This is a genomic window from Pseudobdellovibrio exovorus JSS (genome assembly GCF_000348725.1).
Classification (GTDB): Bacteria; Bdellovibrionota; Bdellovibrionia; order Bdellovibrionales; family Bdellovibrionaceae; genus Pseudobdellovibrio; species Pseudobdellovibrio exovorus.
The window spans coordinates 1,073,135-1,099,339 of the sequence record NC_020813.1; the positions used below are offsets into that span (position 1 = coordinate 1,073,135).

Annotated in this window: 21 protein-coding genes and 1 pseudogene; 12 read left to right on the forward strand and 10 right to left on the reverse strand. The window is 41.6% G+C overall.

Annotation, left to right across the window (positions count from 1 at the left end; translation table 11 throughout):
* Window positions 1–26 precede the first annotated feature (26 nt).
* The 3 genes from A11Q_RS05315 to A11Q_RS05325 are packed head-to-tail and all read left to right on the forward strand — an operon-like array spanning window position 27 to window position 3,786.
* The gene (locus tag A11Q_RS05315; protein WP_015469765.1) at window positions 27–515 is read left to right on the forward strand and encodes a DUF4442 domain-containing protein; all 489 of its coding nucleotides are present in this window, start codon (window positions 27–29) and stop codon (window positions 513–515) included.
* Window positions 516–573: 58 nt separating this feature from the next.
* Window positions 574–1,767 carry a S1 RNA-binding domain-containing protein gene (locus A11Q_RS05320; RefSeq protein ID WP_015469766.1) on the forward strand — a complete coding sequence of 398 codons (1,194 nt, stop codon included), beginning with the start codon at window positions 574–576 and terminating at the stop codon, window positions 1,765–1,767.
* Between the two features lie 60 nt (window positions 1,768–1,827).
* The gene (locus A11Q_RS05325; protein ID WP_015469767.1) at window positions 1,828–3,786 is read left to right on the forward strand and encodes a S9 family peptidase; all 1,959 of its coding nucleotides are present in this window, start codon (window positions 1,828–1,830) and stop codon (window positions 3,784–3,786) included.
* Window positions 3,787–3,799: 13 nt separating this feature from the next.
* On the opposite strand, the gene A11Q_RS05330 is transcribed toward A11Q_RS05325, so the two are convergent.
* Window positions 3,800–4,612 carry a class I SAM-dependent methyltransferase gene (locus A11Q_RS05330; RefSeq protein ID WP_015469768.1) on the reverse strand — a complete coding sequence of 271 codons (813 nt, stop codon included), beginning with the start codon at window positions 4,610–4,612 and terminating at the stop codon, window positions 3,800–3,802.
* Window positions 4,613–4,639: 27 nt separating this feature from the next.
* The gene (locus tag A11Q_RS13430; RefSeq protein ID WP_015469769.1) at window positions 4,640–5,548 is read right to left on the reverse strand and encodes an HNH endonuclease family protein; all 909 of its coding nucleotides are present in this window, start codon (window positions 5,546–5,548) and stop codon (window positions 4,640–4,642) included.
* Between the two features lie 357 nt (window positions 5,549–5,905).
* Between A11Q_RS13430 and A11Q_RS13435 the strand changes: the two genes are divergently transcribed.
* The 3 genes and pseudogenes from A11Q_RS13435 to A11Q_RS05355 all read left to right on the forward strand — a co-directional run bounded on the left by A11Q_RS13435 (window position 5,906) and on the right by A11Q_RS05355 (window position 11,060).
* Complete coding sequence (locus A11Q_RS13435) at window positions 5,906–6,544, forward strand: TetR/AcrR family transcriptional regulator (protein WP_015469771.1); 639 nt, start codon at window positions 5,906–5,908, stop codon at window positions 6,542–6,544.
* The gene (locus A11Q_RS05350) at window positions 6,541–7,935 is read left to right on the forward strand and encodes a TolC family protein (protein ID WP_015469772.1); all 1,395 of its coding nucleotides are present in this window, start codon (window positions 6,541–6,543) and stop codon (window positions 7,933–7,935) included. Before A11Q_RS13435 ends, A11Q_RS05350 begins: the two co-directional genes overlap by 4 nt.
* Before the next feature lie 6 nt (window positions 7,936–7,941).
* A pseudogene (locus A11Q_RS05355) lies at window positions 7,942–11,060 on the forward strand (efflux RND transporter permease subunit).
* Window positions 11,061–11,087: 27 nt separating this feature from the next.
* On the opposite strand, the gene A11Q_RS05360 reads toward A11Q_RS05355, so the two are convergent.
* The gene (locus A11Q_RS05360) at window positions 11,088–12,464 is read right to left on the reverse strand and encodes a protein adenylyltransferase SelO family protein (protein ID WP_015469775.1); all 1,377 of its coding nucleotides are present in this window, start codon (window positions 12,462–12,464) and stop codon (window positions 11,088–11,090) included.
* 145 nt (window positions 12,465–12,609) lie between these two features.
* Here A11Q_RS05360 and A11Q_RS05365 point away from each other — a divergent pair, with 145 nt between their 5' ends.
* Window positions 12,610–12,987, forward strand: coding sequence for a high-potential iron-sulfur protein (locus A11Q_RS05365; RefSeq protein ID WP_015469776.1), 378 nt, complete (start codon window positions 12,610–12,612; stop codon window positions 12,985–12,987).
* 27 nt (window positions 12,988–13,014) lie between these two features.
* Here A11Q_RS05365 and A11Q_RS05370 read toward each other — a convergent pair whose 3' ends face one another.
* On the reverse strand, window positions 13,015–14,685 hold the full coding sequence (locus tag A11Q_RS05370) for a long-chain-fatty-acid--CoA ligase (RefSeq protein ID WP_015469777.1): 1,671 nt from the start codon (window positions 14,683–14,685) through the stop codon (window positions 13,015–13,017).
* A 49-nt stretch (window positions 14,686–14,734) separates the two neighbouring features.
* On the opposite strand from A11Q_RS05370, the gene A11Q_RS05375 reads away from it, so the two are divergent.
* Window positions 14,735–15,856: a hypothetical protein gene (locus A11Q_RS05375; protein WP_015469778.1), complete on the forward strand. Its 1,122-nt coding sequence runs from the start codon at window positions 14,735–14,737 to the stop codon at window positions 15,854–15,856.
* A 1-nt stretch (window position 15,857) separates the two neighbouring features.
* Window positions 15,858–16,304: a peroxiredoxin gene (locus tag A11Q_RS05380; RefSeq protein ID WP_015469779.1), complete on the forward strand. Its 447-nt coding sequence runs from the start codon at window positions 15,858–15,860 to the stop codon at window positions 16,302–16,304.
* 4 nt (window positions 16,305–16,308) lie between these two features.
* Here A11Q_RS05380 and A11Q_RS05385 read toward each other — a convergent pair whose 3' ends face one another.
* The 4 genes from A11Q_RS05385 to queG form a co-directional block, all read right to left on the reverse strand.
* Window positions 16,309–17,349, reverse strand: coding sequence for a threonine aldolase family protein (locus tag A11Q_RS05385; RefSeq protein WP_015469780.1), 1,041 nt, complete (start codon window positions 17,347–17,349; stop codon window positions 16,309–16,311).
* Window position 17,350: 1 nt separating this feature from the next.
* The gene (locus A11Q_RS05390) at window positions 17,351–18,310 is read right to left on the reverse strand and encodes a formimidoylglutamase (protein ID WP_015469781.1); all 960 of its coding nucleotides are present in this window, start codon (window positions 18,308–18,310) and stop codon (window positions 17,351–17,353) included.
* A gap of 5 nt (window positions 18,311–18,315) precedes the next feature.
* Window positions 18,316–18,873, reverse strand: coding sequence for a hypothetical protein (locus A11Q_RS05395; RefSeq protein ID WP_015469782.1), 558 nt, complete (start codon window positions 18,871–18,873; stop codon window positions 18,316–18,318).
* 153 nt (window positions 18,874–19,026) lie between these two features.
* Window positions 19,027–20,139 (reverse strand): tRNA epoxyqueuosine(34) reductase QueG, encoded by a 1,113-nt coding sequence (gene queG / locus A11Q_RS05400; protein ID WP_015469783.1) that lies wholly within the window; start codon window positions 20,137–20,139, stop codon window positions 19,027–19,029.
* Between the two features lie 18 nt (window positions 20,140–20,157).
* On the opposite strand from queG, the gene A11Q_RS13440 reads away from it, so the two are divergent.
* The 3 genes from A11Q_RS13440 (at window position 20,158) to A11Q_RS05415 (ending at window position 22,506) form a co-directional block, all read left to right on the forward strand.
* On the forward strand, window positions 20,158–21,354 hold the full coding sequence (locus A11Q_RS13440) for a CCA tRNA nucleotidyltransferase (protein WP_015469784.1): 1,197 nt from the start codon (window positions 20,158–20,160) through the stop codon (window positions 21,352–21,354).
* Between the two features lie 271 nt (window positions 21,355–21,625).
* Complete coding sequence (locus A11Q_RS05410; RefSeq protein ID WP_015469785.1) at window positions 21,626–21,994, forward strand: helix-turn-helix domain-containing protein; 369 nt, start codon at window positions 21,626–21,628, stop codon at window positions 21,992–21,994.
* Window positions 21,995–22,032: 38 nt separating this feature from the next.
* Window positions 22,033–22,506 carry an acyl-CoA thioesterase gene (locus A11Q_RS05415; protein ID WP_015469786.1) on the forward strand — a complete coding sequence of 158 codons (474 nt, stop codon included), beginning with the start codon at window positions 22,033–22,035 and terminating at the stop codon, window positions 22,504–22,506.
* A gap of 10 nt (window positions 22,507–22,516) precedes the next feature.
* On the opposite strand, the gene hflX is transcribed toward A11Q_RS05415, so the two are convergent.
* A complete protein-coding gene (hflX, locus tag A11Q_RS05420; RefSeq protein WP_015469787.1) occupies window positions 22,517–23,779 on the reverse strand; it encodes a GTPase HflX in 1,263 nt (420 codons plus the stop codon).
* Window positions 23,776–26,100 (reverse strand): NADP-dependent malic enzyme, encoded by a 2,325-nt coding sequence (locus A11Q_RS14040; protein ID WP_015469788.1) that lies wholly within the window; start codon window positions 26,098–26,100, stop codon window positions 23,776–23,778. Before A11Q_RS14040 ends, hflX begins: the two co-directional genes overlap by 4 nt.
* Window positions 26,101–26,205 lie beyond the last annotated feature (105 nt).

The window sequence follows — 26,205 nt, forward strand, 5'->3', positions numbered from 1 at the left end:
TCCATGATTTAAGCTTGAAAGCGACTATGAGTAAACTTCAAAATTTTAAAAATAATTTGTTTTTGTCTATCTATGCGTGGAGTAAAATTCCTTTAATCGGTTTCTGTATGCCGCGAGTCTTGGAAAGTAGTGACCAGCGTACAGTTTTAAAAATCCCGTTGGGATTTCGCACTAAAAATCACTTGGGAGCGATGTACTTCGGAGCACTAGCCATTGGTTCGGAATTATGTATCGCGATGTTAGCTGTTAAAAAGATACAAGAGTCAGGTGCTCGAATTGATTTTCTATTCAAGGACTATAAGGCTGAATTCTTACGCCGCGCAGAGGGCGATGTACACTTTATTTGCGAAGAAGCGCAGGTAGTTGTCGATCAAATCAATGAGGCTAAAGGCTCGACTGAAAGAATCAATAGAACCATGACAGCCTATGCCATAGTTCCCTCTGTAAGTATGACTGAAAAGGTAGCCACATTTGAGCTGACTTTATCCGTTAAAAATCGCCAAAAGAAGTCCTAGGACCTTGCACTCTGAGGGTATTCAGTTAGACTAAATCTTCAAAAAAATTGAGGTTTTTATGTCTAAACGTGATGTTTTCGGTGATGAACTAGATACTAAAGCAAAAACAGATTTTGCATCTTTATTTGAACAATCTTTAGGTGGTGTTGGTAAAAAATTAACAACGGGTGATGCGTTCATCGGTGAGTTGTTAACGATCAACAAAGAAGAAGCCTTTATCTCTACATCAACTCCTATTGATGCCATGATTTTAACAAGCGAACTTTTAGATGATGAAAAAAACTTAAAATACAAAGTTGGTGATCGTATTGAAGTGGTCGTGGTCAGTACTAAAGGTGGCGAGATCCGTGTTGCGAAAAAAGGTTCAAAAAAATCAAATGCGGATTTAGATTCTTTAGAAGATGCCTACGACATGGAGTTACCTGTTGAGGGGCGTGTTACAGAAGTTTGTAATGGTGGGTTCCGTGTTGCTGTTCACAACAAAACAGCATTCTGTCCTGTAAGTCAGATGGATTACAAAGTTCAAGATCACCAATCTTACGTTGATAAAAAATTCGATTTCATCATTACACAGTTCGATCCTAAAGGGCGTAATCTTGTGGTTTCTCGTCGTAAACTATTAGATCAACAAAAAGTAGAAAATGAAGGTCAGTTCTTAGAGTCTTCAAAAGCCGGAGACATTTTTTCGGGAATGGTTTCTCGCATTGAAAAGTTCGGAGCTTTTGTAAGATTAGAAAACGGAGTAGAGGGACTTGTGCATATTTCGGAAGTAGGTTGGTCTCGTATTTCAGATCCTTCCGAAGTTTTACACGTGGGCCAGAATGTCACAACAAAGCTATTAAGATCAGAAGAGGTTGATGGCCGTTTAAAGATCTCACTTTCTATTAAACAAGCGGGTGGAGAAGGCGATCCTTGGATGCAAGTTCCTGAGAGATTCCCGTTAAAATCAACACATAAAGGGCAAGTCGAAAAGAAAGAGGTCTATGGCCTTTTTGTTAACTTAGCTCCTGGAATCACAGGGCTATTGCCTAAATCAAAATGGAGAGATTCAGTAGATCACCAAATGTACGAAACACGTAAAAAAGGTGACTCGATTGAAGTGCAAGTAGATGAAATTCTATTTGAACAACGTAAAATTTCTTTAGGTATTCCGGCTGAGTTTGATGATCAGACATGGAAATCAGTAACAGTTAAGACGGGTTTTAGTAACTCGGGCTTAAGTGGCCTAGCTGATCTCGTAAAGAAAAAGTAATAAAGAATATTCTTAAATATTAAGTTCAGGTTGATTTTTTAATAACTCAAGGGAGCGAGTATGAAGAAAATTTTAATGGGCCTATCTGTTTTGTTATTGAGTGCCACAGCTATGGCTCAGTATGCCGGCCATGGCGTAGACAGTGTTTCTGAAGCAACTTTAAAAAAATACACGCCGCCAGCGTTAGATCCTATCATGGCAAACAAACTGAAAAAAATGTTTGATGTGGGATCTCCGGGAATGGGGATTCTGTCTCCAGATAAAAAGACTTTGTACTTTACTTGGAGGATCACGGGCATCACTCAAGTTTGGAAGATCGATGGTCCCAAAAGTTTCCCCATACAATTAACAAGTGGTAATGATGCGGTTACTATTCGTGCGGTAGCTCCGAACGGAAAGTATTTAATTATCTCTAAGGATCTTAATGGCCAAGAAAACCCAGGCCTTTTCCGTTTGGATATTAAAACAGGTCAAATCGATGAGTTGTTCAGAAAAGAAAAGGTACAGGCCCATTTCGCGTTTGTAACAGACGATTCGGCTTATATGTATTACATCGCCAATGATAGAACTCCTGATTCCTATTCGACTTATAAGATGAAGTTGTCGGACAAGTCTGTTGAGACTATCTATGAGGGGCAGGGAGCATGGTACCTTGCTGATCAACGTCGTAACGGAGAAAGACTTCTTTTTGTAAAGTACAATGGTGCCAGACAAAATGAATACTACGATTACAATCCTAAAACAAAAGAGATGACTCCTGTCGTGGGACAAGGTGAGCAAGAGGAATACGATGTCTCTTATGCAGCGAAAGAAAATCAGTACCTAGTTCTTTCCAATAAAAGTACAGATTTTAAACGTCTGTATTTAATGGATGAAAAGAAACAGATGAAGCCGCTGACAAAAGAAATGAATGCCGAAATCGAAGGTTTCAGCATCGATCAAAAATACACACGTATTATCTATGGTATCAGTCGTGAAGGTTATTCTGAAATTGGCGCTTTAGACGCTAAAACTTTTAAGCCCATAGCGATTCCTAAGCTTCCAATTAAGGATGCTAAAGTTGATCATATCTTTAATGGAACGACCACTCGTGATGGACGCGTGACTATCTTCGGTGTCATCACATCGAAAGCTCCACGCTTGGCGTACTCTTATGATTGGGGTACAAAGAAAGTAACTCAGTGGTTATTGCCATCGGCTCCAGAAGTGGATCTGTCGAAATTTGTTGCGGCAGAACTGATGAGTTACGACAGTCGTGATGGCGTTAAAATTCCTATGTTCGTTCGTTTTCCCGAAAAATGCCGTCTAGATAATAAAAATCGTGAGAACTGTCCAGTGGTGGTTCACTTTCATGGCGGACCGGAGGGGCAGAGCCAACCGGGTTTCAGCACATTTGCACAATCTTTTGTCGACGAGGGGTTTATTTTTGTAGAGCCGAACGTGCGCGGAAGTGATGGCTATGGTAAAAAGTGGATCAGCATGGACGACGGACCAAAACGTGAAGATGTGATTGGTGATATCGAAGATGCGGCTCTGTGGATTAAATCTAACTGGAAGCACAATTCAGGCGTAGCACCTAAAGTCGGTGTTATGGGTTGGAGTTATGGCGGTTACTCGACATTGATGGCCATGACGAAGTTTGCAGGTTCGTACGAAGCGGGAGTGGCTTTAGTAGGAATGAGTAATCTTGTATCGTTCCTTAACAACACAGCTCCGTATCGTCGTATTCTACGTATTTCAGAGTATGGTGATCCCGTTAAAGATAAAGAGTCTTTGATGCGATTGTCTCCGGTTACTTATGTTGATCGTGTGAAGTCGCCTTTGATGGTGATTCAAGGGGCAAATGACCCGCGCGTTCCAGTCGGGGAAGCTTTGCAAATTCATGAAACTCTATTGAAAAGAAAAATTCCGAGTGAATTAATTATCTTTGCCGATGAAGGTCATGGCTCTGCTAAAAAAGACAATCAGGTCCTTGAAATCGGTCATACAATTGAGTTTTTAAAGAAACATCTTAAATAAATTGAATTAAGAGTTAACTGAATCGTTCAGTTAACTCTTGAATTTTAAATTCAGATAAAAGGGCGCTTATGCGCTCTTTTGCATTTTTGGTCTGTTTGTTTTTCTGCGTGGCCACGATAAGTTCATTTTTCATCGAGTGCTCGAAGCCCACAAGTTCAGTTACAGAGACATCATAGCCATGGGATTCTAAGCGCAATACACGTAAAACATTTGTTAGGTGACTGCCAAATTCACGCGTATGGATAGGGCTGCGGTAGAGCTCAACAAGTGGTTTAGCCAGAGCATATTTTTTATTTTGTCGCAGTAAGCTGGCCACTTCAGCTTGGCAACAAGGGACAAGAACGATGTGCTGTGCTTTTTTCTGTAGCGCGAAGTCAATGGCGTCATCTGTGGCTGTGTCGCATGCGTGTAAGGCGGTCACGATATCAATGGCTTCGGGTAAAGATTGGGAAGATAAAGAGTTCTGCACGCTGGTGTTGATAAATGACATGCGTTCAAAACCTAATTTTTTTTGTAGGGCCTGTGATTTTTCAACTAACTCAGCTCGTGTTTCAACACCATAAATATGGCCGATAGGTTCACGCTGATTTTTAAAGAAGAGGTCATAGAGGATGAAACCTAAATAAGATTTCCCTGCTCCATGATCCACAAGAGACATGGCCGAGTTGTTTTCTTGTAGTGTTTTTAAAAGAGGTTCGATGAAGTTATACAGATGATAAACTTGTTTGAGTTTTCGACGGCTATCCTGATTCATCTTGCCGTCGGCTGTTAGAATGTGAAGTTCTTTTAAAAGTTCTGTGGACTGCTCGGGTCTTATATCACTCATATAGAGGTTATAGCCCCGAGTTTAACTTTAGTCAGCAGTAACTTGAGCTGGTGTTGAGGCCGGTGTCGGAGCTACGTCGCGGCACATTTCGATGTTATCCTTAAAGAACTGAGCCTGTTGTAGCACTTCGCGAGTGGATACTGTGAATTGAGCCAAGTTGCAGTTATTGTCGCGAATCTCTTTGGCGATTGTTTCTGCTTCCCCTTGAGTCATATTCAGACCCCAGAAGAACTTGATGCTTAACCAGTTTTTTAAGTATTTACATGTGTATTCGGGATTTGGTGGCATGTAGCGATTAGGGCCTTTATCGCCTTTCTTCATGTTCTCTGGTCCGTCTACAGCCATCAGATGATAGTCGTATCCCATATAGTTTGCATAAAGGCAGCGGGCTTTGAAGCTCCAAGCATTAGCTCCGGATTTATAAGCATTTTTAAGTGGAACGAAATGATCAATTTGGATATCTTGGGCAGAAGTGTAAGTTCGGCCTGTATAAGGATCTTTCCATTCTCCAGCGTCGATAACACAGTGATTGTTATCACGGAAGATCACCGCTTTATCTGAGTCACGTAATAATACTTTAGCGCGTGTGTTGTAGCAGACTTCGTCATCTGGATCATTAACCCATCTGCCGAACTGGTTCTTACGTTCATAATTGGCAATTTGCAGATTGCGATCTGAGCGTTGGTACGTCTTCCAGTTAAGTAAAGAGTAGCTTTTGGCTTCTAAGTAACGAGTCAGCGTGTGTAGGGTTCTAATGATCGAGATATTGATAGCGCTATTTTGTGTGGCTTCAATTTTTACATAAACTTTTTCAAGGATTTCTGGATTCGCTCTTGCTAGCTCTAGAGAGGGCTTTTCTTCTGCTAAAACCGAAGAAGAAAAAGCCATCGTATGTATGCACGTAATGAATAATAATATTCTTAAAAAGAGTTTCATGAGCCCCCTCAAAAACCTAGACCAGAGACTAATTGTAAATAAGATCGATTTGCAAGAAAATAGTGGCTCACTACAAAAACCTAACAAAACCAGTGGAGTTGAAATGAAAAAGTTAATTTTATTAGCAGTTGTGTCTTTATTTGTTAGCGCTTGCGCTCATTCTCACAAAGATTGTGCATGTGGAACGGACAAACCTGCCTGTGCTGCTTGCAAAGAAGAAAAAGCATCGGACACTAGTGACTGCGAGTGTTCTGGGCACAAACACTAGTTTGTTATTTCCTTAAGCATCAGCTTTGATATCAAACGATTGATTAAATCCCATAGACAGCACGGGTGACCTGTAATACTCTTTCGCGCATGTCATCCGCGCCTGACGTCAAGCAGGACTCAAAACATTGTATTTTAAAGGCGGCCACTGCCTTATTTGCCAAACTGGGTTTGGATAAGTGCAGTACAAGAGCCATCGCGGAAAAATCTAAAGCTAATATATCCTTAATATCCTATTACTTCGGCGGCAAAGAAGGGCTTTATAAAGAGGTCATGCGTTCGTATGCCCTCGAGGTCCGTAAAAGTGCTGCTAAAATATCCGAAGAAAGCCAGCAGAGGGAAATGACGAAAGAGGGCTTTATTGAGGATATTCAAAAGATTGTGGATCACATCATCGCCAATCGATTGGAAAATCCTGAGATCTCACAAATCTTTTCACGTGAAAAATTATCCGGCTTACCTTATGCACGTGAGGTTTATGAAGAGATTTTCTATCCGTTAATTCGCAGTTTTTATGAATTGATCTATGAAGGGCAACAAAAAGGTTTTGTGCGATCCGATGTGAACCCTTCGTTATTATTCGTGGCTATCAGTGAAACAATTTGGGGATTCTACGAGCTTATGGACTGTGGAACCAAAATGCGTGATGACTGCGAAGTTTTTATTAAGGACCCAGAACAATTGCGTAACCAGATAATGAACCTATTTTTGACAGGAGTTTTAAAATGAAGTTAATAGCGTTATTACTGTTTTCATTTAGCGCGCAAGCCATGACTATTGAAGAATACATGAAAGCGGTTTCAGAACGAAATAAGCTTCTTGAATCTTATAAAATATCTGTCGAGGCTTCGAAGGATTTACAAGTGGCAGGGGATTTAGAGTTATCGCCGCAATTAACAGCAGGCTATTCTCTTGCTTCTGATAAGTCTTTGCCAAGTGCTGTGGCAGATAAAAGAGATCAAACTACAGCGAATATTGGACTCTCTAAAAAGTTCTCTACAGGAACGACATTAGGAGTTTCAGCGGAAACCTATAAGTACGACTTTGAGCAACCAGTAGTAGCGGGCAATAACGGCTATTCTCGCGGTGGCATTGGTGTGAGCTTACAGCAGTCTTTATGGAGAGATTTCTTTGGTGCGGGAACGCAGCTTAGACGTGAAAGACAAGCGGCTTTAAATAAATTAGAGACTTTATCTTTAGAACTTCAAAAACGTCAAAAAATGATCGAATTTGAATCGGACTACTGGGATTATCTTGTAGCTCAAGAGGATCTTAAGTTAAAACGAGCTAATTTAGATAGAGCTAAAAAATTAGAAAGCTGGACTTCAACACGTGTTTCTAATGGAATCAGTGAACGTGCAGAGCTATTACAAGTGCGCGCTCTTTACAGCAATCGTGAAATGCAATTGCAAAATGCAATAGAAGAGCTGCAAGCGCGTGAAATCAAAATGCGTGAAAATTTAAACTATGAAAGCAATCAGGCTTTACCTGAGGCGACATCAAGTTTGACAGAAGCTCGTCCATTCTTTTCACAATTAGCAAATCAAGAAAACATTGTGCGTATTGATACGTACTTATCAACCTTAGAAGCTGAAGTAACAAAAAAAGCTGCTGAATCGACAGTGGATTCACTAAGACCCGATCTTTCGTTAGTAGGACGATACAGCACAAGCTCTTATGCTTTAGAGCATTCCGAGATGCAAAGTAATCTGACTAAAACGGATCGCCCTGTGACGTACGTTGGTTTGAGTTTCTCGTGGCTTTTTGGCTCTGATGCAAAAAGCGCCCAATTGGCGGCAGCTCGTAAGCAAGCTATTGCAGCTCAATATCGTGCTGAGCAATCTAAATTGTCAGGTGAGAATGCATGGCAAGAACATCTTCGTAAGTACGAACTTGCGAAAAAGAATGTTTTAACTTTGGAAAAAATCGCACAATTACAACGTGATAGATCTCGTGAAGAGCAGGTGCGTTTTTCTAAAGGAAGAACGATCACGCTAAATGTTGTCGATGCTGAAACAGAGTCTGCAGAATCAGAAGTGAATTATTTAAGAGCGCGCTCAGGTTTAAAAAAACTTGAAGCTTCGACTCAATTATTTTTACCTATTCAACAAACGGAGTAATTCTTTATGAATTTGGCCGAAATTTCGATTAAACGTCCGATCTTTATCACATGTGTTGTGATTTTAATGATGATACTGGGAGTTATTTCTTACAAGAAGATGCCAGTGGATCAGTTTCCGGATGTGACTTTTCCAATTGTATTCGCTGAGATTTTATATCCAGGGGCTTCGCCAGTGGATGTGGAAAGACAAGTATCAAAGATCGTTGAGGATGAGCTTTCAAGCTTACCTGGCCTAGAAACTGTTTCTTCGTACAACTACGATTCAGTGGCGATTATTATCGTTAAGTTCCGCCTAGGCGTGGATATTAAAGAATCTGAACAACAGGTACGAAATCGTATTCAGAACGTACGTAATAAATTGCCTAAGGACATTGAAGAACCGCTGATTCGCAGATTCGATCCAGCAGATCAGCCGATTGTTTCGATTGCGGTGAATTCCAATTTAGATCCGGCTAGTTTATATGATGTGGCTTACGAACAAGTGAAGCCAATGTTGGAACGTGTACAAGACGTGGGGTTAGTGCGCCTTGTGGGCGGGCAGAAAAAAGAAATCCAAGTCATCGTAGATAAAAATAAACTACAAGATCATCGTCTCTCGATGAATCAGGTTTCAAAAAAAATCGAAGATACGTCTCGTGATATCCCTATCGGTAAATTCGAGGGACAAAGTGATGAAACGATTCTTCGAGCGGTGGGTGAGTTCAGTGAGCTTTCTCAGATTGAAGATGTAGCGGTAAACTTCTTTGGGTCAGATCGTCCAATTAAAATTTCTGATATTGCCACCGTTAGGGAAGGTTTGGAAAAACCGAAACGCTTTTCTTCAATTAATGGTGAAAATGCCTTGTTCTTACAGGTGTTTAAACAGTCGGGTGCCAATACCGTAGCTGTGGCGGATCGTCTTAAACAGCAAGTGGGTAATGTTAATGCCATGCTAAAAGATAGAGGCATCGATGCTCAGGTGATCTTGGTGCGTGATGCCTCTGTGCCAATTCGATTAAACGTTTTGGACGTTCAAGAGAGTATTTTTATCGGTATCATCCTTTGTGTGGTTGTCGTTTTCTTCTTCCTTGGTTCGGCTAGATCGACATTTATTACAGGTCTTGCACTTCCCAACTCGTTACTTGGTGGCTTTATCATCATGTACGCCATGGGATTTTCTATCAATATCATGACGTTGATTGCACTTTCATTGGCTGTGGGGCTTTTGATTGATGATGCTATTGTTGTGCGTGAAAATATATTCCGTCACCTCGAGATGGGCAAAAAACCCATGGATGCGGCTTTAGATGGAACAAAAGAGGTAGCTTTAGCGGTTATTGCAACAACGATGGTGGTCATGGCTGTATTTGGACCTATCGCCTTCGTGCCAGGGATTGTCGGGCAGTTCTTCAAGCAATTTGGACTGACGGTTGTTTTCACGATGATGATCTCTTTGTTTGATGCCTTTACCGTTGCGCCTATGTTGTCAGCATACATGGCCACAGGAAATGAACATCATAGAGGACAGGGATTTATTGATCGCATGTTGTCTGCGTTTGATCGTTTTCAAACATGGTTAGAAGATATCTACGAGTCCGTTCTGAAATGGACTATTCGCTATCGTAAAACAGTTTTGATTTCTGCTGTGGTGATTTTCTTGGGATCAATGTTTTTGGGTAAGTTTATTTCTAAAACATTCTTACCAGCCAGTGATTTGGGCGAGTTCAGTGTAACTGTAGAAAAGCCAGCTGGAACTTCTTTGGAAGGCACTTTGCGATTTACCCGTAAGGTTGAAAGCCTTTTAAAGGCAATGCCAGAAGTGTCTTTGGTGACTGTGACAGTGGGTTCTAACTCTTACGAATCAAACAAGGCAGATTTATTTATTCAGTTGGTTCCGGCGAAAGAAAGAAAAGGCCTCAGTACGACGAAAATAAAATCCATAGTTCGTGAAAAACTGGAGCCGTTGAAATCTGAAGCCATTATCGCCGTTACCGATGTTGACATCAGTGGTGGGGGGCAGAAGCCATTAAATCTGTATGTTGTAGGTGATAACCTAGAAGAACTGGCGACATTTGCTTTGGCCTTACAGAAACGTATGGCGCAAATTCCAGGGCTAGTAGACGTAGATACAAACTTCCGTTCAGGAAATCCTGAATACCATGTTGTTTTTGATCGTGATAAATCAGAAGCTTTAGGGGTTTCTACTGTGGCGGCGGGTGCTGAACTTAGAAATCGCACCGAAGGTGCCGTGCCAGCTATCTATAGAAAAGATGGAATTGATTACGCGATATCCGTGTGATGTTTTCAGAGTCTGAAAAAGAATTGATGAAAAACTTCAGCACGACGTATGTGCCGAATCAGAATATGAATATGGTTCCGTTATCAAAAGTCGCGCGTGCTGAAAAGAAAGTGGGATATTCTCAAATTAATCGTCAGAACAAAGGACGTTTTATTTCTATATCTGCAAACTTGGGTCCGGATGGACAACTGGGGAATGCATCCCAAGAAATCAACAAGATATTACAGAATGAGTTAAAACCTCCGGTAGGAATTAGCTACAGATTTGAAGGACAAGCACAAGACTTTCAAGATTTGATGACCAATATGATGATCGCAGTTTTCCTTGGGGTTCTATTCATTTACTTAGTATTGGCCTCATTATACGAAAGCTTTATCACGCCATTTACGATTTTATTGGCGTTGCCACTGGGGTTATCAGGGGCTTTCATTGCCTTATTTGTCTTTGATAAGTCTATCGATATTTTTTCCATCATCGGTTTAATTCTGTTGATGGGGGTTGTGGCGAAGAACTCGATCTTACTAGTCGATTACACGAATCAGCTGTTACAAGAAGGACTTGAAATGAATGAGGCTCTTGTGAAAGCGTGCCGCGTTCGTTTGCGTCCTATTTTAATGACGTCTATTGCGTTGATTGCAGGTATTTTACCAATCGCTATTGGTATGACAGCGCTAGGTACACAACGCCAATCTATGGGTGTGGCGATCATTGGTGGTATCGTGAGTTCTACAGTTTTGACGTTGGTAGTGGTGCCAGCGGCCTTTGGATACATTGAAAAATTCCGTCGCTGGTCGACAGCATTAGTTCAAAAATGGCGTGGTGTTGCCAGCGCAACAGAAGCTTAGCCGCAAAGAAAAAGAACTAGTAGCACGCTAGGTGTAAGCATTGCGGAAACCTCGTATGGATTGGAGCTTTTGTTCATAAAGGCTCCAATCATCGTGCGAAGCGATGGGTTTCCATAGACTTTCAATTTCATCAATTAAAAGAGTAGTGGGCTTTTCACTTTGAAAATAGGGACTTTGAGCTTTGGCTTGATCGGCAATCTCATATTTTTCCAAGAGCTTTAAAACATCAGCAGCGGACTTGGCTTCATAGAAAGATAAAAGGGAAGCCGTATTCAAAACTTTTTTTGAATGGAAATCAAAAAAGGTCTGCTCAAATTTAAGATTATTTTTCTCAAGCAGGTCAAAGAAAGTGGCAAGAAGTTTATTGTCTTCATCTGTATGTAATGGTTTCAGGTTCAATCTTCTAAAGAAATTTTCGTGAATTGCAGTTTGAAAGCTCTCAGAGAATCCTTGTAGCATTTCCTCTGCGGGCAGATCAGGATAAGCTTGTTTTAAAGATGCAGCTAACTGATGTAGAGCCCAAAGAAAAGATGCCGGTTGGCGACCAAAGCAATAAAGGCCCTGTTCATCAAAGTAGGCGGCAGTAAAATTGGGATCATACTCAGGCATGAAGCGATAAGGGCCGTAGTCGAAAAGCTCACCTGCAATACTGATATTGTCAGTATTCAAAACTCCGTGAACAAAACCACTCATCATTACTTGTGCCGCGAGTTTGGCATTGGATTCTATCACGTTGTAAAGAAAACGAGCGGCTAAGAGGTTATCATCTTCGGCATCTATTTTTGCCAGTTCAGATGGGTAATAGAAATGCATGCAATAGGAAATGAGCTTTTTAATATTTTCTTTTTGTTGCAGAAATGCCAATCGTTGGAAGGTACCAATGCGGATATGTCCCAATGAAAAACGAGTCAGAACAGCAGAGCGGGTTGGGCTGGGTTCATCATTGCGAACTAGGTTTTCTCCGGTTTCAAAGAAACAAAGAGTCTTAGAGGTTTTAACTCCTAAAGTCTGTAGAAGCTCAGTTGCTAACGACTCACGAAAGGCCCCCTTAAGAGTGAGTCGCCCGTCGCCGCCGCGAGAGTAGGGAGTTGGACCACTGCCTTTTGTTCCTAAGTCATACCATTGGTTATTCTGCTGTATCTGTGCGAATAAGAACCCGCGTCCATCCCCTAAGTGAGGATTGTAGTGCTGAAATTGATGTCCGTGATATCGCAGTGCTAGTGGCTGCGGTAAGTTGTTAGGTAGAGGAGTGAACGCAGCAAAAAGTTGCGGATCGACTTTTAGTTGGATATCGGAGTTCCAATAGCGTAATTTTTTCTGAGGAAACGTCGCTGCTTCAACAGGGTCATAAAACTCTGAACCGAGCTGTAGAATAGGTAAGGACGAAGTATTCCATAAGAACATGTGCTGAGCCTAGCACAGCCGTTCATTTTTGTATAAGCCCTCGTTTTGTTGTCATTTATAGTCACAATTGAAAACTATATGAAAACCACTTGAAAATTAAATAAAAAAGGAAGAGACTTTCGTCAAATAACCAAAAGGAGTATTTATGAATCGTCGCTCATTTTTTCAAACAGCATTGACGGCCGTAGGGGCTCTAACTGTTTTCTCGGCACTACCTGCCTTAGCCGAAAGACGAAGAGGCGGTGGCGGAGCTGCTGCTGCACCTAAATTAGTGAATCCAAGTGATTCTACAGCAAAGGCTGTTAGCTATGTTCATGACATCAAAAACATTAAAGATGCTAAACTTCAAACGGACAGAGCCGGAGTTAAGTTTAAAGACCAACATTGCGATAAATGTATTTTCTATGTGAAAGCTCAAGAAGCGACAGTAGAAGGAAAAAAAGCAGCTCCATGTCAGATGCCATTTGCGAAAGATAAATTCGTAGCGGCTCAGGGCTGGTGTTCAACTTGGGCTAAGAAGTAATTTCTAGCCCAAGCTTTTATCATTGAATTATTTCTGTGCAGAAGAGTCTCTTAAGGCTCTTCTTAAAACCTTACCTACGTTTGTTTTCGGCAACTCTGCTCTAAACTCAACATGTTTAGGTACTTTGTAATTAGTTAAAGATTGGCGTGCAAAGTCGATAACTTCTTTTTCAGTTAAGCTTTCTTCTTTTTTCACAACAACAACTTTAACAACTTCACCAGAGTGAGCATCCTGAACGCCGATAGCCGCAACCTCAAGAACTTTTGGATGCTTAGCAATCACATCTTCAACTTCGTTAGGGTAGACATTAAATCCAGATACTAAGATCATGTCTTTTTTTCTATCTACGATTTTGAAGAAACCATCATCGTCTGCAGTTGCGATATCACCAGTATATAACCAGCCATCTTTTAATACTTTAGCCGTCTCGTCCGGTCTATTGTAATAGCCTTGCATAACTTGAGGGCCTTTTACACAAAGCTCGCCAGGTTCGCCGATTTTTGTAACTTCGTTTCCATCTTCATCGATCAACTTAATATCAGTTTCAGGAAGTGGAAGGCCGATAGTGCCAACGCGGTCAGTGCCATCAATTGGATTACATGTAGCTACCGGAGACGTTTCAGTTAAACCATAGCCTTCGATAACATCTGTACCTGTTGCTTTTTTCCAGTTGTCTTTAACAGCTTTTTGTAAAGCCATCGCACCGGCAACACATACTTTTGTATGAGAAAAATCAACTTCTTTGATTGCTGGGTTATTGGCTAATGCATTGAATAGTGTATTTACGCCTGTCATAACAGTGAATTTATATTTCTTCATTGTTTTGATGAAAGCAGGAATATCACGAGGGTTCGTGATCAAGACATTCTGAGTTCCATAGCGCATCAAAGCCAAGCTACAAACTGTTAAAGAGAAGATGTGATACATTGGAAGTGGAGTGATTGCGATCTCTTCGCCAGAAACTAATTTCGGCTGCATCCATGCGGCGATTTGCTGCATATTTGCGATAATATTTCTGTGAGTTAGAACGGCTCCCTTAGAAACCCCAGTTGTTCCACCTGTATATTGTAAGAAAGCAATATCATCATGAGATAACTTTGGTTGCACATAAGTTTTTTGAGCTCCGAAGCGTAAAGCCTCAGACCACGTGTGGTGTTTCAATGAGTAATCTGGCACCATTTTTTTAATCTTTTTAAGAACGAAATTAATAAGATGCTTTTTGATTAATGGTAATTGATCTCCAATTTGAGTAACAACCACGTGCTCGATTTCAGTGTCTTTGATAACTGTCTCTAAAAGACTTGCGTAGTTCGCTAAAATGACAACCGCTTTAACGCCAGAATCTTTAAATTGGTGTCTCATTTCTGTCGCAGTATAAAGAGGGTTTGTATTCACTACGATAAGGCCCGCTCTGAATGCAGCAAATAGAGCAATTGGGTATTGCAGAACGTTTGGCATTTGGATCGCGATGCGATCGCCCTTTTTTAACCCCAGAGTATTCTGAAAGTAAGAAGCCATTTGGCCAGACAAAATATCAAGTTCGTGGTATGTTAAATCCACATCAAAATTTGAAAAAGCCACTTTGTTGCGATATTTACGAATCGCCTCATCGCTGACTTCTAGAATATTTTGGTATTCGTTAATGTTAATATTTTGCGGTACTGATTTTGGGTAGTGTTTTATCCATTGTTTTTGCATAAAAACAATAGTGTACTATTTATTATCAAATGAGAAGTGGAAAAACATAATGCAATTTATGAAAATCGTGATTTTGAGTATTTTTGCTGTTTTTTTTGTCTCTTGTACAAAAAAAAGCAGTACTCAAGATCAGGTCACGACATCTCAAAAAGACCCTCAAATCCACGTCGACAAGCCTGTTCAGAAATCACAGAAAAAAGAACCAGACTTCAGTAAGACATTGCGTGAAGCGATCTATTTTTCTAGTAGTCTCGAGAGAGAAGCCTTGAAGCTTATTTTGAAAAATCCATCGTTACAAAAAATAACTTTATTCTCGTCGTTGGCCTATATTGTTGAAGTCAATTCTGGCGCAAAAAAAACTCCGCCTTTTGGCCTAGACTGCGGGACTTATGACATTAAGCGAGAAAATAATAAGATTTTAATTTTTAAATCCTGCGTTAAACCAGCACCCAAAGTGGCTGAGGTCGATATTATCCGACAGGATGAAAGTTATAAGGTTCACTTTTTTATCAGCGAGTGGTCTGCTGTTGTCGGCATGTCTGTAGCTTTGACGGGCTCAGATATGAGCTGTGATTTGGGAATTAAAGAAAAAAAGTTACACAAACTAATCTGTAATAATTGGTCCTATCAAACAGTAGAGGACCAATTGTCATCAACTGTTTTAAAAGCTCAGGAATTTAAGTTTCAAAGAGATTCTCAAAAACAATTTGTCATTAAAGGCGCATTTTATAAAGAACTCGTCGAAAACAGAAAGTTTGATGTGCTGGTTCCTTTAGAGGGAAAGATTAAAATCATTGAAAAAGAAGTGCAAATTATTGATGAGTTTTTAGAAGACATCAAGCAGCAGCAAAATGCTGATGGGGGAACAAATGGCGAAGAAAGTACAACGCAAAGTGAAAGCGGCTCCAAAGAAGAAGTCAGCGTCGAAGACGGGCGCAATCAAAACCAAGAAAACAGTAACCAAGAAGGTTACAACCAAGAAAACAACGGGCAAGAAAACCCGTACGGTGAAAGCATCAACCCGAACGAAGAAGGATTCTCTGCGCCGGGGCTCGAGTTCCAAGAAGTCCCAGGCCAAACCCCAGAGCAAAACCCTGAACTCATCCCAAGCGAAGTCCCACAAGACGATGTCCCAGTCCAACCAGTTCCGACTCGTGGTAGAGGAAGGTAGTATGATTCCAGATTTTTCAGCGAAAAGCTCTTCAGGGCAAAATGTACGTTTGTCGGACTTAAAAGGAAAAAAAGTCATTCTGTATTTTTACCCTAAAGACAATACTCCGGGTTGTACATTAGAGGGAATAGACTTCAATCGACTTCTTCCAGAATTTCAAAAGTTGAATACAGTTGTATTTGGCATTTCACGGGATTCGATTTCGTCGCATTGTAAATTCCGTGATAAGTTTGGTTTTAAGTTCGAATTGTTAAGTGACGAAGATGAAAGTCTGTGTCGCTTGTTTGATGTGATCAAAGAAAAAAACATGTATGGCAAAAAAGTTATGGGTATTGAACGTAGCACGTTTGTGATTGGCGAAGATCAAACTTTACGTGCCGAGTTCCGTAAAGTGAAAGCCGATGGACATGCTGAAGAAATGTTGAAGTTTATTCGTTCGCTAGAGTAGATAATTATTTTTTTGCGGTTAGAAGCTGAAGTTCATGGATGAACTCTTGAACTTCGGCTTCGGTCGTATCCCAACTTGTCATAATTCGACATTCAAAAGTCTTTTCGTCCCAGACGTAAAAAAAGAATTTTTCTTTTAATGGTTTTACAATTTCTTTTGGCAGCACAGCAAAGACGGCATTGCTTTGGACGGCAGCTGTGATTTGAACAGCCGTGTTTTGTGCGAGTCCCTCTTGAAGAAGCTGAGCCATACGACATGAGTGTTTCGCGATTTGCAAATAAAGACCATCAGAAAAATAACGGTGGAATTGGGCTGAAATAAATCTGGTTTTAGATGGTAACTGAGTGATCTGTTTGCGCAGATATTTCATTTTTTGCTTAGCCGAAGAACTTAACGAAGGATTCAAAACTAAAACAGCTTCGCCCATCATCAAGCCGTTCTTTGTTCCGCCGAATGAAACGACATCGACACCGCAGTCCGTGGTCATTTCTTTGAAGGTACAATCTAAATGAACTAAAGCATTGGTTAACCGAGCCCCATCAATGTGGACAAATAATCCATTGCTGTGGGCCCAGTCACAGATAGATTTGATCTCGTCGCGGCTGTAGCAAGTTCCCAATTCTGTTGGTTGTGTGAGTGTGACCACACGGCTTTGACTGTAGTGCTGGTCACCGCGGCGAACGAAATGCTCTTGTAATGTCTGTAGTGAAATTTTGCCTTCACTGTGGGGTAGAGGAATCAGTTTCCCTGCGAGCAATTCTGGAGCTCCGCCTTCATCTAAATTAACATGGCTGATACTCGAACAAAAAACAGACTCATGACGATCACACAGAAAGCGAAGGGCCAGTACATTGGCAGCTGTTCCATTGAAAACAAAGTAGCTTTCTGTTTGCGGGCCAAAGTGATTTTTAAAGTCCTTTGCCGCTAAGAGGCTGTATTGATCGGTGCCGTAACTGGGTTCGTGTCCACCGTTGCAAGTGACGATGGCTTTGAGTAGCTCGGGATGCGTGCCGGAATGATTGTCGCTACCGAATCCTTTTTTCATCTTAAAGTACATCCTGCATTAAAAAATGATAGGCAATCAGGGCGGCGGCTTTAGAAGTGTAGTTATCGATATCCAGTGGCGGTGAAACTTCGTAAATTCCAAGGCCTCTGATGTCGAATCGTTTTTTTAACTCTGCAAAAAGGGATAAATAGTCTTTTAGGTGGAATCCTGTTGGCCATGCCTGACTGCAACCTGGGGCTTCCGCCGAGGTCAAAGCGTCGATATCAAAACTAATAAAAAGGGGAGCTTTATCTTCCAATTTTTGAAATTCATTTGTTTGAAGTAATCCCAAAAGTCCATGCTCTTGAACGAACTGGCTATCAAAGATACAAGCGCCTTTAGAGCGAGCCCATTGGCGATGGTGAACAGAATTGCATTGAGGTTGAATTCCAATTTCGAAAAATTCAAATTGATTTTCATAGGCTGAAAGTAGACGAAAGAAAGGTGTGCCGCTGTTGAGGCCATTTGTCGGAGGGCGCACATCTAAGTGGGCATCAAAGTTCAGTACGATCGGTTTTTTCGTAGAGTTCAGATGTGCTTTTACAAAACCACTGGCATCGGGAAATCCATAGTCATGCCCGCCACCAAATGTTAAAGGACGGAGGCCTTTTTGGTTGTGTTCGTACGAGAGCTGTTCCGCCTGCTGGTGTCTTTCTGCAAGTGATGAAGCGAGTTCTAAATTGCCGAGATCACACATGGTGACAGACTGAAGATCAAGCACTGGTGGAGTCATTTTATATAGGAATTGTCGTATACGTAGAGGAGCTTCTGCTGCGCCTATGCGCCCACCATTAAGCTGAATTCCTTCGTCATCACAATAACCACTGATAACAAAGCTATTCTTCTTTAAGGACGGATCTTGCCGGGTGCTGGATTTAACAAGATCGCCAAGGCGTAGATCTTGGGGGTCATTTTTACTAAAAAATAAATCAGAAGGAATACTTTTATATGGGGTGCTCACAGCAATTACTTTCTTAGACGTATAGATCTAAGAATATCGCCACTTTCAGGATCGTACAAATAAAATCCCACATCGCTTTGGCCGTAGAAATGGATCTCGCCCAGATAGTTTCCGCCATGAGTGGCTGAAATAATAATGACCCACGAGTTCGAAGTCGGGCTCAGTACGTAGGTATAATTGGGACGGCTCGGCGTTAAGCAGGCGTCTCCAAACTTTCTAGAAATAGAAAATTCTGTAAAGGTATGAAAGGTGTAGCAATAGTCGTCGTCACCAAACCATGTACCAACAAGGCCTTTTAAACCGACATAATTAAATGAGCTGATGATCACGCTGCGATCTGTGTAATTTTTAGTTCCATCGAAGGAAATAAAGTCGCCATCACTGAGTTTGTTAATATGGGCTGCAATTAATGGGGTTGCGCTTTTGACTATGTAGTCTTTTTGTTCCTGTGAGTCCGTGAAGACAATATATTTCTGACTGATGCTGATCTTGCCAGAGTAAGTTGCAGCAGCGGCATAGGAAGCGGTTATACAGGTTGCGATCAGTAAAAAGATCAGTCTCATATTCGTGTTAAAACCATGCCTTCCGAAGGGGGTCAAATTCAAAAGCCTCGGATTTAGGGGGGGGTGGAAAAAATACAGTCTAAACCCGTAAAGTTTTTCAGAGAGGTTTTGCTAAGTGCTTGAAATGACTATGGATAGGAAATAGAAAAGTGTTTAAGAAGTCAGTTGTTCTAAGGTCCATTCTTTGAGCTCTACCAGTTCCGGCGTCTGTAGAGCTTTAACGACTTCTGTTAGTTCATGCAGCTGCTGGTTGGCTATTACGATCAAGGCATTGCGTTTTAGCCCCTTAGCTCCGGCCCGCAGGAGTGGTGAGCCGTAATGATGCTTTTGAATCTGTTTATGCGAAGCTTGGAGCAGGAACTGAAAGTATTCGATCAGTTCTGTTCGTCTTTCGGCAGTTAAGTTTGAGTGAAGATCGGTGGAAGTCCGATTCCCATGATCTATGTTACTTTTGCGAAAGACCTTTTGATTCCACGGGCATGTGGTTTGGCAAAGATCGCATCCAAAAAACCAGTCTCCGATTTTGTTTCGGAGTTCAAGTGCTGGAACACTTTTAGACTCAATAGTTAGATACGAGATACATTTGTCAGCTTCAAGAACACGCGGCGAACTGAGGGCCCCTGTAGGACAGATATCAAGGCATTTTTGGCATTTGCCACAGAAGTCAGGTAAAGGCTCTATGGGGCTACCTTCCGCGGGTGAGCCATCGAGGCTTTCATTTTTGATTGCAAGGGTGGTGAGGATCTCGGCGATGAAGAATAAGCTGCCGTGCTGTGGATGAATCAAGCATGTGTTTTTGCCAAACCATCCGAGTCCGTTTTGGTAGGCAAGATCTCTTTCTAGAATGGGACCAGAGTCCACGTAAGGCAGAAAAACCGAATCGGGGTAGAGCTGGCTCAGCTCAGAAGAGAGCTTTTGCAGTTTTTCTTTTACCCAAAAATGATAATCCTCATTTTGTGAGTAAAGGGCTGTTCTAGCGGGAACAGTTAACGGACTGGGTTGGACGGCTGGGTAGTAGGAATGAGTCACTGAAATAACAGATTTGAGTTCTTTTCCTAGTAACGTAGGGTCTTGCTTAAAAGGAAGGTGGTTTTGCAAGTAGGCCATGTCGGCATGATGCCCCTGCGAAAGCCATTTCTCATAGAATGCAATACTCAAAGGTGATTTTAATGGACTGATCGCCGCTTGAGAAAATCCCAAAGAAAGGGCCGCACTCTTAAGTCGGCTGGATAGAGAATCGTTGAGACTATCTTGAAAATCAGTCATAGTGAATGAGTGGATAATATGTCAGCTATTGTTAAAAATCATCGTCTTTATTCAATCTTTCGAGGGATAAAGGATCGGTTGCACCAGCATCAATTTGTGTGTTGGATTGCCGGTGGTGCCGTCCGTGATTTTTTGCTGGATAGACAAGTTGCTGATTTCGATCTGGTGACTGATGCCACAACGGAAGTGCTAAAAAAGATTTTTCCTGAAGCGCTTTTGGTTGGGGAAAGCTTTGGTGTTCTTAAAATTCCTATTTCGGCTGGCGAATATATGGATCTAACGAGCTTTCGACAGGAGTCCGATTACGAAGATGGTCGCCGCCCCAGCCATGTATCATCCTCTACACCTACGCAAGACTCTGTTCGCCGTGATTTTACCATCAATGCTCTTTTTTGGGATGATGAGGGTGACCGCATTGTCGATTATCAAGGTGGTAGGGGTGATATTGAATTAAAGGCTTTAAGGTGTGTCGGCGATGCCAATACACGTTTTTCCGAAGACTATTTGCGCATACTCAGGCTCTTGCGCTTTGAAGCTGTATTGGGGTTTCAAGTAGAAGAAAAAACCTACCATGCGGCGTTGCGGGCGGTGAGCGGCATTAGCCGTATCAGTGGTGAAAGAATTTGGGCTGAACTGAAAAAGATAGAGGGCATTAAGCCGCAGAATGGGAACCTAGATAAGGCATGGCGGAATGTTTTATCACAGGAATTAGGGCAAGAAATTTTTAAGAGTATTTTGAATCCATGTTCTTTGAATATGGAAAGAGTTCTTACGGCAAAACATCGCCTAGATTTAATGGTGGCTTTATACCTGCTGGCTGAACAAGAAGACCTATCTGGAGTTTTAAAAAGCAGATTGAAGTTATCACGAGATGAATTGAAAGAGTATCAACGAACGACTCATTTGCTTGGTGATTTTTCCAAAAAACAATTGGAAGAGTGGGCCTATGAATTTGAAAAAGATGAATTACTTTTTCAAAGAGCTAAGCAGCTCGCAGAGCAGGGTTGGATAGACGAAAATCTTATTTTGAGTGCTGAAAAAATGCTGAAAAATCACTCGGAACCTCTGCTTTTGGCTAAGGAAATGTTGGATTTGATACCTGCACCGAAGATTGGTTTGGAACAAAAAGAGATCAGAGTTCTACAGATGAAGGGCGAGTTGAAAGATCGAGCTGCGGCTTTGGTCTATTTGAAGAAAAAATACGCAAAAATTTAAAGAAAAACTTAGACCAAGAGCGAGGCTTTTTAGGTTAAAACAAACCTATTAATTCTGAGGTTTTTTAATCTTTTTGTGCTTTTTACTTAAGTCGGTCCAGTTTTTTTAAAAAAGAAGGTCAAAGGTATTGCGTTCTGGACAAAGTGTTGTCAGACTTAGATCAGGTTGTTGTTGTTCTGCTCGAAGCAAACATTAAGACTAAGGATTGTCTGGTCTGTTTTTAGCGAACACTAAAAGATAAAAACAAAAACAATTAGCAGGAGGAGCAAGGATGCTCAGAGACATATTAATCCAAAAGGGTCTTTCTAATCGTGAAGCTGAAGTTGCAGAACTAGTTTCTAAAGGGCTTTCTAACAAGGAAGTTGCCAATCAACTTTTCGTAACTGAAAAAACAGTTAAGTTTCATTTAACAAACATCTATAAAAAAATGAACGTGAAATCTCGCGCTCAATTGATCGTTTGGTGCCTTCCTCATCTTGGTTTTGTTGAAAGTGAAGCACGTGTTGAAGCATCTCAGCCTGCTGGAGCAACTGCTTACAATACGCAAGCTGCTACTAACACAATTCCTGCTGGCAACACGACAATCACATTACCAGGCGTTGGTAACTTCGGCCGCGGTAATTCTGATTTAGGTGTTTAGTTTTAAATTCTAAATAATGAATTAAGGGTCATCACAATATGGAAAAGAGCAAATCAGTTAGCTCCTCTCAGGTTGTGATGACCCAACTTGTTTTACCTTCCCACACAAACGCACTGGATACCGTCTTTGGCGGAACAGTGATGTCTTGGATCGATATCTCAGCTGCCATCGCAGCACAACGTCACGCTGGAAAAAATGTAGTTACTGCAAGCATAGATCGCCTAAGTTTTATTGCGCCAATTAAAAAAGGTTGGGTGGTGAACTTAAAGGCCTCTGTTAACTTTGCCTCTCGTACTTCTATGGAAGTTGGGGTTAGAGTTGATGCGGAAAACCCAAATACATCGGAAATGTTTCATACGGCTTCGGCGTACTTAACTTTTGTTGCTATTGGATCGGATGGAAAACCAAGTCCTATCCCAGCAATTGTTCCAGAAGATGATACAGAAAAAAGAAGATTTGATGCGGCTATTCGCCGTCGTCAAGCTCGTCTGAACGATAAAGCGTCGACTTAAGCTCAATCAATTATTTTACTAGGAAATCTTTCCACTTATTCAGTAGGGTAGGCGTCATCATTGCAACGCAAATAGTGCCTTCAGTTGCGGCCTCTTTACGTAGAATTTTAGCTTCACGTCCTAAATCATATAATCTGTATTCATTAACGCGGTCGAAGTAAAGCTCCACTTGGCTTTGCATTTCATTAATGGTGTCAGCCATGATCTTTTTGAGTTGTTCAAATCCCTGTCCAGTCAAGGCGCTGACGAAAACACGCGGAAAGTGTTTCACGCGGAATTGACGTTCGACAGGGGCAATATCCACTTTATTGAAGATGTGAATAATTTTTTTATCTTCCCATTTGAACTCTTTAATAAGGTCCTCAACGACTTCGATCTGGCGTTCCATATTAGGAGACGAAAGATCTACCACATGTAATAAGATATCAGCTTCAGCAGACTCTTCTAATGTGGCTTTAAAAGCTTCGATAAGTTGCGGAGGAAGCTTGCGGATAAATCCCACCGTATCGGTGACAACAGCAGGCGGTCCTTCATCCAAGAAGACTTTGCGTGTTGTCGGGTCAAGTGTGGCGAAAACCATGTTTTTAGCTAAAACCTGTGAACCTGTTAGACGATTTAATAAAGAGCTTTTTCCTGAGTTGGTGTAACCGATAAGAGCAAAGCTCGGGACTTCGTTTCTTTTTCTAGACTGACGATGTTGGGCGCGCTGCTGAGATACTTCTTCAAGTTTCTTTTTGATCAGGGCTACTTTTTCTTTTGCGCGTCTGCGATCGTTTTCAAGTGCGGTTTCACCAGGGCCTCTGGTTCCAATACCGCCACCAAGGCGGGAAAGCGAGTCATGCCATGCGCCGATCATGCGAGGCATTTGATCTAAGAGCTGGGCGAGCTCGACTTGTAGTTTTCCTTCGTATGTACGGGCTCGTTGAGCGAAAATATCTAGAATTAACTGCGAGCGATCCAGAATCTTACAGCCAATTTGTTCCTGTAAGTTACGTGTTTGGATTCCAGAAAGTTGATGGTCAACAATCACTAACTGGGCATTGCTTTCAGCGACCATCTCTTTGATTTCTTGAACCTTGCCGCTTCCGATAAGAGTACTGGGATTCCACTGAGGTAAGACTTGAACGGTTGAGCCAATGACTTCGCCACCGGCTGCGCCAACAAGTTCTTCTAACTCACAAAGGTTTTCTTTGATCTCAGTAATCGGATCGGATTTTAATCCGACTCCGACGACGATCACCTTATCTTTTTCGTTAATTCTGACTTGATTCAATGTTTTTTGTTTCTCCAGTCAGTGATGAATTGAGACTCTAAAGCCGTTAATACAACCGAGCTAAATATCGTTTCAACAGTAGTAGTACGTTGCAGAACATTGGCTGCGCGGCGGGATCCTAATAGGAATGGACCTAGAACCTCTACCTTTCCGATTTGTTGCAATAACTTATAAGAGATATTCGCGCTTTCCAAGTTAGGGAAAACTAAAATATTGGCTTCACCCTTTAAGTCAGAAAAAGGGAAGATACGCTGTTGGATCTCTGAATTAATGGCAGTATCGGCTTGCATGTCGCCATCAATAGAAAGATCAGGTCGTAGTTTTTTAGCTAACTCGGCGGCTTTTTTCATTTTTGCAGGTGTGCCATCGGCTCCACTAAAGTTTGAAAAACTCAACATCGCGATGCGAGGTTTTTGTCCGAAGTACTCAGCTACTTGCGCTGTTTGTACGGCGATACGAGCTAACTGTTCCGCTGTTGGATTGAAGTTAACAGTCGTGTCTGCAAAGAAAAGCAGTTTATTATCTGCAAGAACGATGTTTAAGCCTGCAGGTACGGCGTCTTTTGCTAAACCTACAGTATGAAGAATAGGTTTCACTGCATCTGCGTAGTTTGTAGCGGCACCATTGATCATGCCATCCGCATCACCGCGGTCGATCATCATCGAAGCAAAATAATTCGGATCGCTCATCAGGCGCTCAGCTTCTTTTGTTGTGATGCCTTTACGTTGTCTGCGTTTATAAAGCTCTTCTACATAGAGTGGAAATTTAGGATCGTTGGAATGATCTAAGATTTCGACATCTGTTAAATCGATATCATGTGACTTCGCTTTTTGTTTAATTTGCTCTGGATTGCCAATAACAACTGGACGGCAAATTTTTTCTTCAATACAAGTGCGAATCGCCATTAAAATTTTAGAGCTAGTTCCTTCAGGGAAAACTATTTTGGGTAAGTAACCTAGGCGCTCCGCATTTTCGTGTACGCGGTGAACGGCAGAGCGAATAAACACTTTTTGAGGACCTTGAATAGACTCTAATTGATCGCGGTATGCATTCCAATCTGCAATTGGTTTTTGAGCCACTTTTGAATCCATAGCGGCCTTAGCCACAGCAGGGGCTACCCACATTAACACACGCGTATCAAATGGTTTCGGAATAAGGTACTCGCGACCAAATTTGAATTTTTGTCCACCATAAGAAGCTGATACATTGTCAGGAACTCCTTGGCGTGCTAGTTGAGCTAACGCGTGACAAGCCGCTAGTTTCATCTCTTCATTGATTTGAGTTGAACGTGTATCTAAAGCCCCTCTGAAAATAGATGGGAAACCTAATACGTTATTAACTTGGTTCGGGTAATCCGAGCGACCAGTGGCTACAATCGCATCAGGACGTGCCGCGCGCGCCTGTGCTGGAGTGATTTCTGGATCAGGGTTGGCCATGGCGAAGATAATAGGATCTTTAGCCATTACCTTGATCATTTCACCTGTAACAGCACCGGCCACGGATAGACCGACAAATACATCAGCACCATTTAGAGCATCTGCAAGAGTGCGTTTTTCAGTCGAGTTCGCAAATTCCTCTTTGTATTTGTTCATCCCTTGGGTGCGGCCTTTGTAGATAACTCCAGAAGAGTCACACATCAGGACGTTTTCTTTTTTCACGCCTAGGCTAATGAAGATTTTTGTACAGGCGATAGCGGAAGCGCCAGCACCATTCACAACTAAATTAATTTCTGAAAGTTTTTTGCCGACGATATGAGTGGCATTGATCAAAGCAGCTCCACTCACGATAGCAGTTCCATGCTGATCATCATGGAAGACAGGGATGTTCATTTCTTTTTTAAGAGTTTCTTCAATTTCAAAACACTCGGGAGCTTTAATATCTTCTAAGTTGATACCGCCAAAAGTGGGTTCCAATGTTTTAATCGCATTAATGAACTCTGCAGGAGAGGAAGATTTAACTTCGATATCGAACACATCAATACCAGCGAAATTTTTGAAAAGAATACCTTTTCCTTCCATCACAGGTTTTGAAGCCAATGGTCCGATATTTCCTAAACCTAAAACAGCAGTTCCGTCTGAGATAACGGCAACAAGATTGCCTTTACTGGTGTAGTCGAAAACTTTCTCTGGATTTTTTGCGATCACTTTGCAAGGAACAGCAACTCCTGGCGAGTATGCTAACGATAAGGCTTTTTCCGTATTGCAGTCTTTAGTAGAGACCACTTCGATTTTTCCCGGTCGTCCTTTTTGGTGGAATTCAAGAGCTTCTTTTTCGAAGGCAGAGTTATCAGTAGGAGATTTATCACTTAATTTTTCAGTCATGCTTCCCAAAATTAACCTCATTTTGTAGAGTTTTTATTCTAAGGCCGAGTTATAAAAAGCACAATAGAATCAGTAGTCTAGCATGCTAACCAGCGTCAATTGCCA

Coding starts and splice junctions, on each gene's coding strand:
- A11Q_RS05315 (WP_015469765.1), top strand. CDS start 27: ATGAGTAAACTTCAAAATTTTAAAAATAATTTGTTTTTGTCTATCTAT.
- A11Q_RS05320 (WP_015469766.1), top strand. CDS start 574: ATGTCTAAACGTGATGTTTTCGGTGATGAACTAGATACTAAAGCAAAA.
- A11Q_RS05325 (WP_015469767.1), top strand. CDS start 1,828: ATGAAGAAAATTTTAATGGGCCTATCTGTTTTGTTATTGAGTGCCACA.
- A11Q_RS05330 (WP_015469768.1), bottom strand. CDS start 4,612: ATGAGTGATATAAGACCCGAGCAGTCCACAGAACTTTTAAAAGAACTT.
- A11Q_RS13430 (WP_015469769.1), bottom strand. CDS start 5,548: ATGAAACTCTTTTTAAGAATATTATTATTCATTACGTGCATACATACG.
- A11Q_RS13435 (WP_015469771.1), top strand. CDS start 5,906: ATGTCATCCGCGCCTGACGTCAAGCAGGACTCAAAACATTGTATTTTA.
- A11Q_RS05350 (WP_015469772.1), top strand. CDS start 6,541: ATGAAGTTAATAGCGTTATTACTGTTTTCATTTAGCGCGCAAGCCATG.
- A11Q_RS05360 (WP_015469775.1), bottom strand. CDS start 12,464: ATGTTCTTATGGAATACTTCGTCCTTACCTATTCTACAGCTCGGTTCA.
- A11Q_RS05365 (WP_015469776.1), top strand. CDS start 12,610: ATGAATCGTCGCTCATTTTTTCAAACAGCATTGACGGCCGTAGGGGCT.
- A11Q_RS05370 (WP_015469777.1), bottom strand. CDS start 14,685: ATGCAAAAACAATGGATAAAACACTACCCAAAATCAGTACCGCAAAAT.
- A11Q_RS05375 (WP_015469778.1), top strand. CDS start 14,735: ATGCAATTTATGAAAATCGTGATTTTGAGTATTTTTGCTGTTTTTTTT.
- A11Q_RS05380 (WP_015469779.1), top strand. CDS start 15,858: ATGATTCCAGATTTTTCAGCGAAAAGCTCTTCAGGGCAAAATGTACGT.
- A11Q_RS05385 (WP_015469780.1), bottom strand. CDS start 17,349: ATGAAAAAAGGATTCGGTAGCGACAATCATTCCGGCACGCATCCCGAG.
- A11Q_RS05395 (WP_015469782.1), bottom strand. CDS start 18,873: ATGAGACTGATCTTTTTACTGATCGCAACCTGTATAACCGCTTCCTAT.
- queG (WP_015469783.1), bottom strand. CDS start 20,139: ATGACTGATTTTCAAGATAGTCTCAACGATTCTCTATCCAGCCGACTT.
- A11Q_RS13440 (WP_015469784.1), top strand. CDS start 20,158: ATGTCAGCTATTGTTAAAAATCATCGTCTTTATTCAATCTTTCGAGGG.
- A11Q_RS05410 (WP_015469785.1), top strand. CDS start 21,626: ATGCTCAGAGACATATTAATCCAAAAGGGTCTTTCTAATCGTGAAGCT.
- A11Q_RS05415 (WP_015469786.1), top strand. CDS start 22,033: ATGGAAAAGAGCAAATCAGTTAGCTCCTCTCAGGTTGTGATGACCCAA.
- A11Q_RS14040 (WP_015469788.1), bottom strand. CDS start 26,100: ATGACTGAAAAATTAAGTGATAAATCTCCTACTGATAACTCTGCCTTC.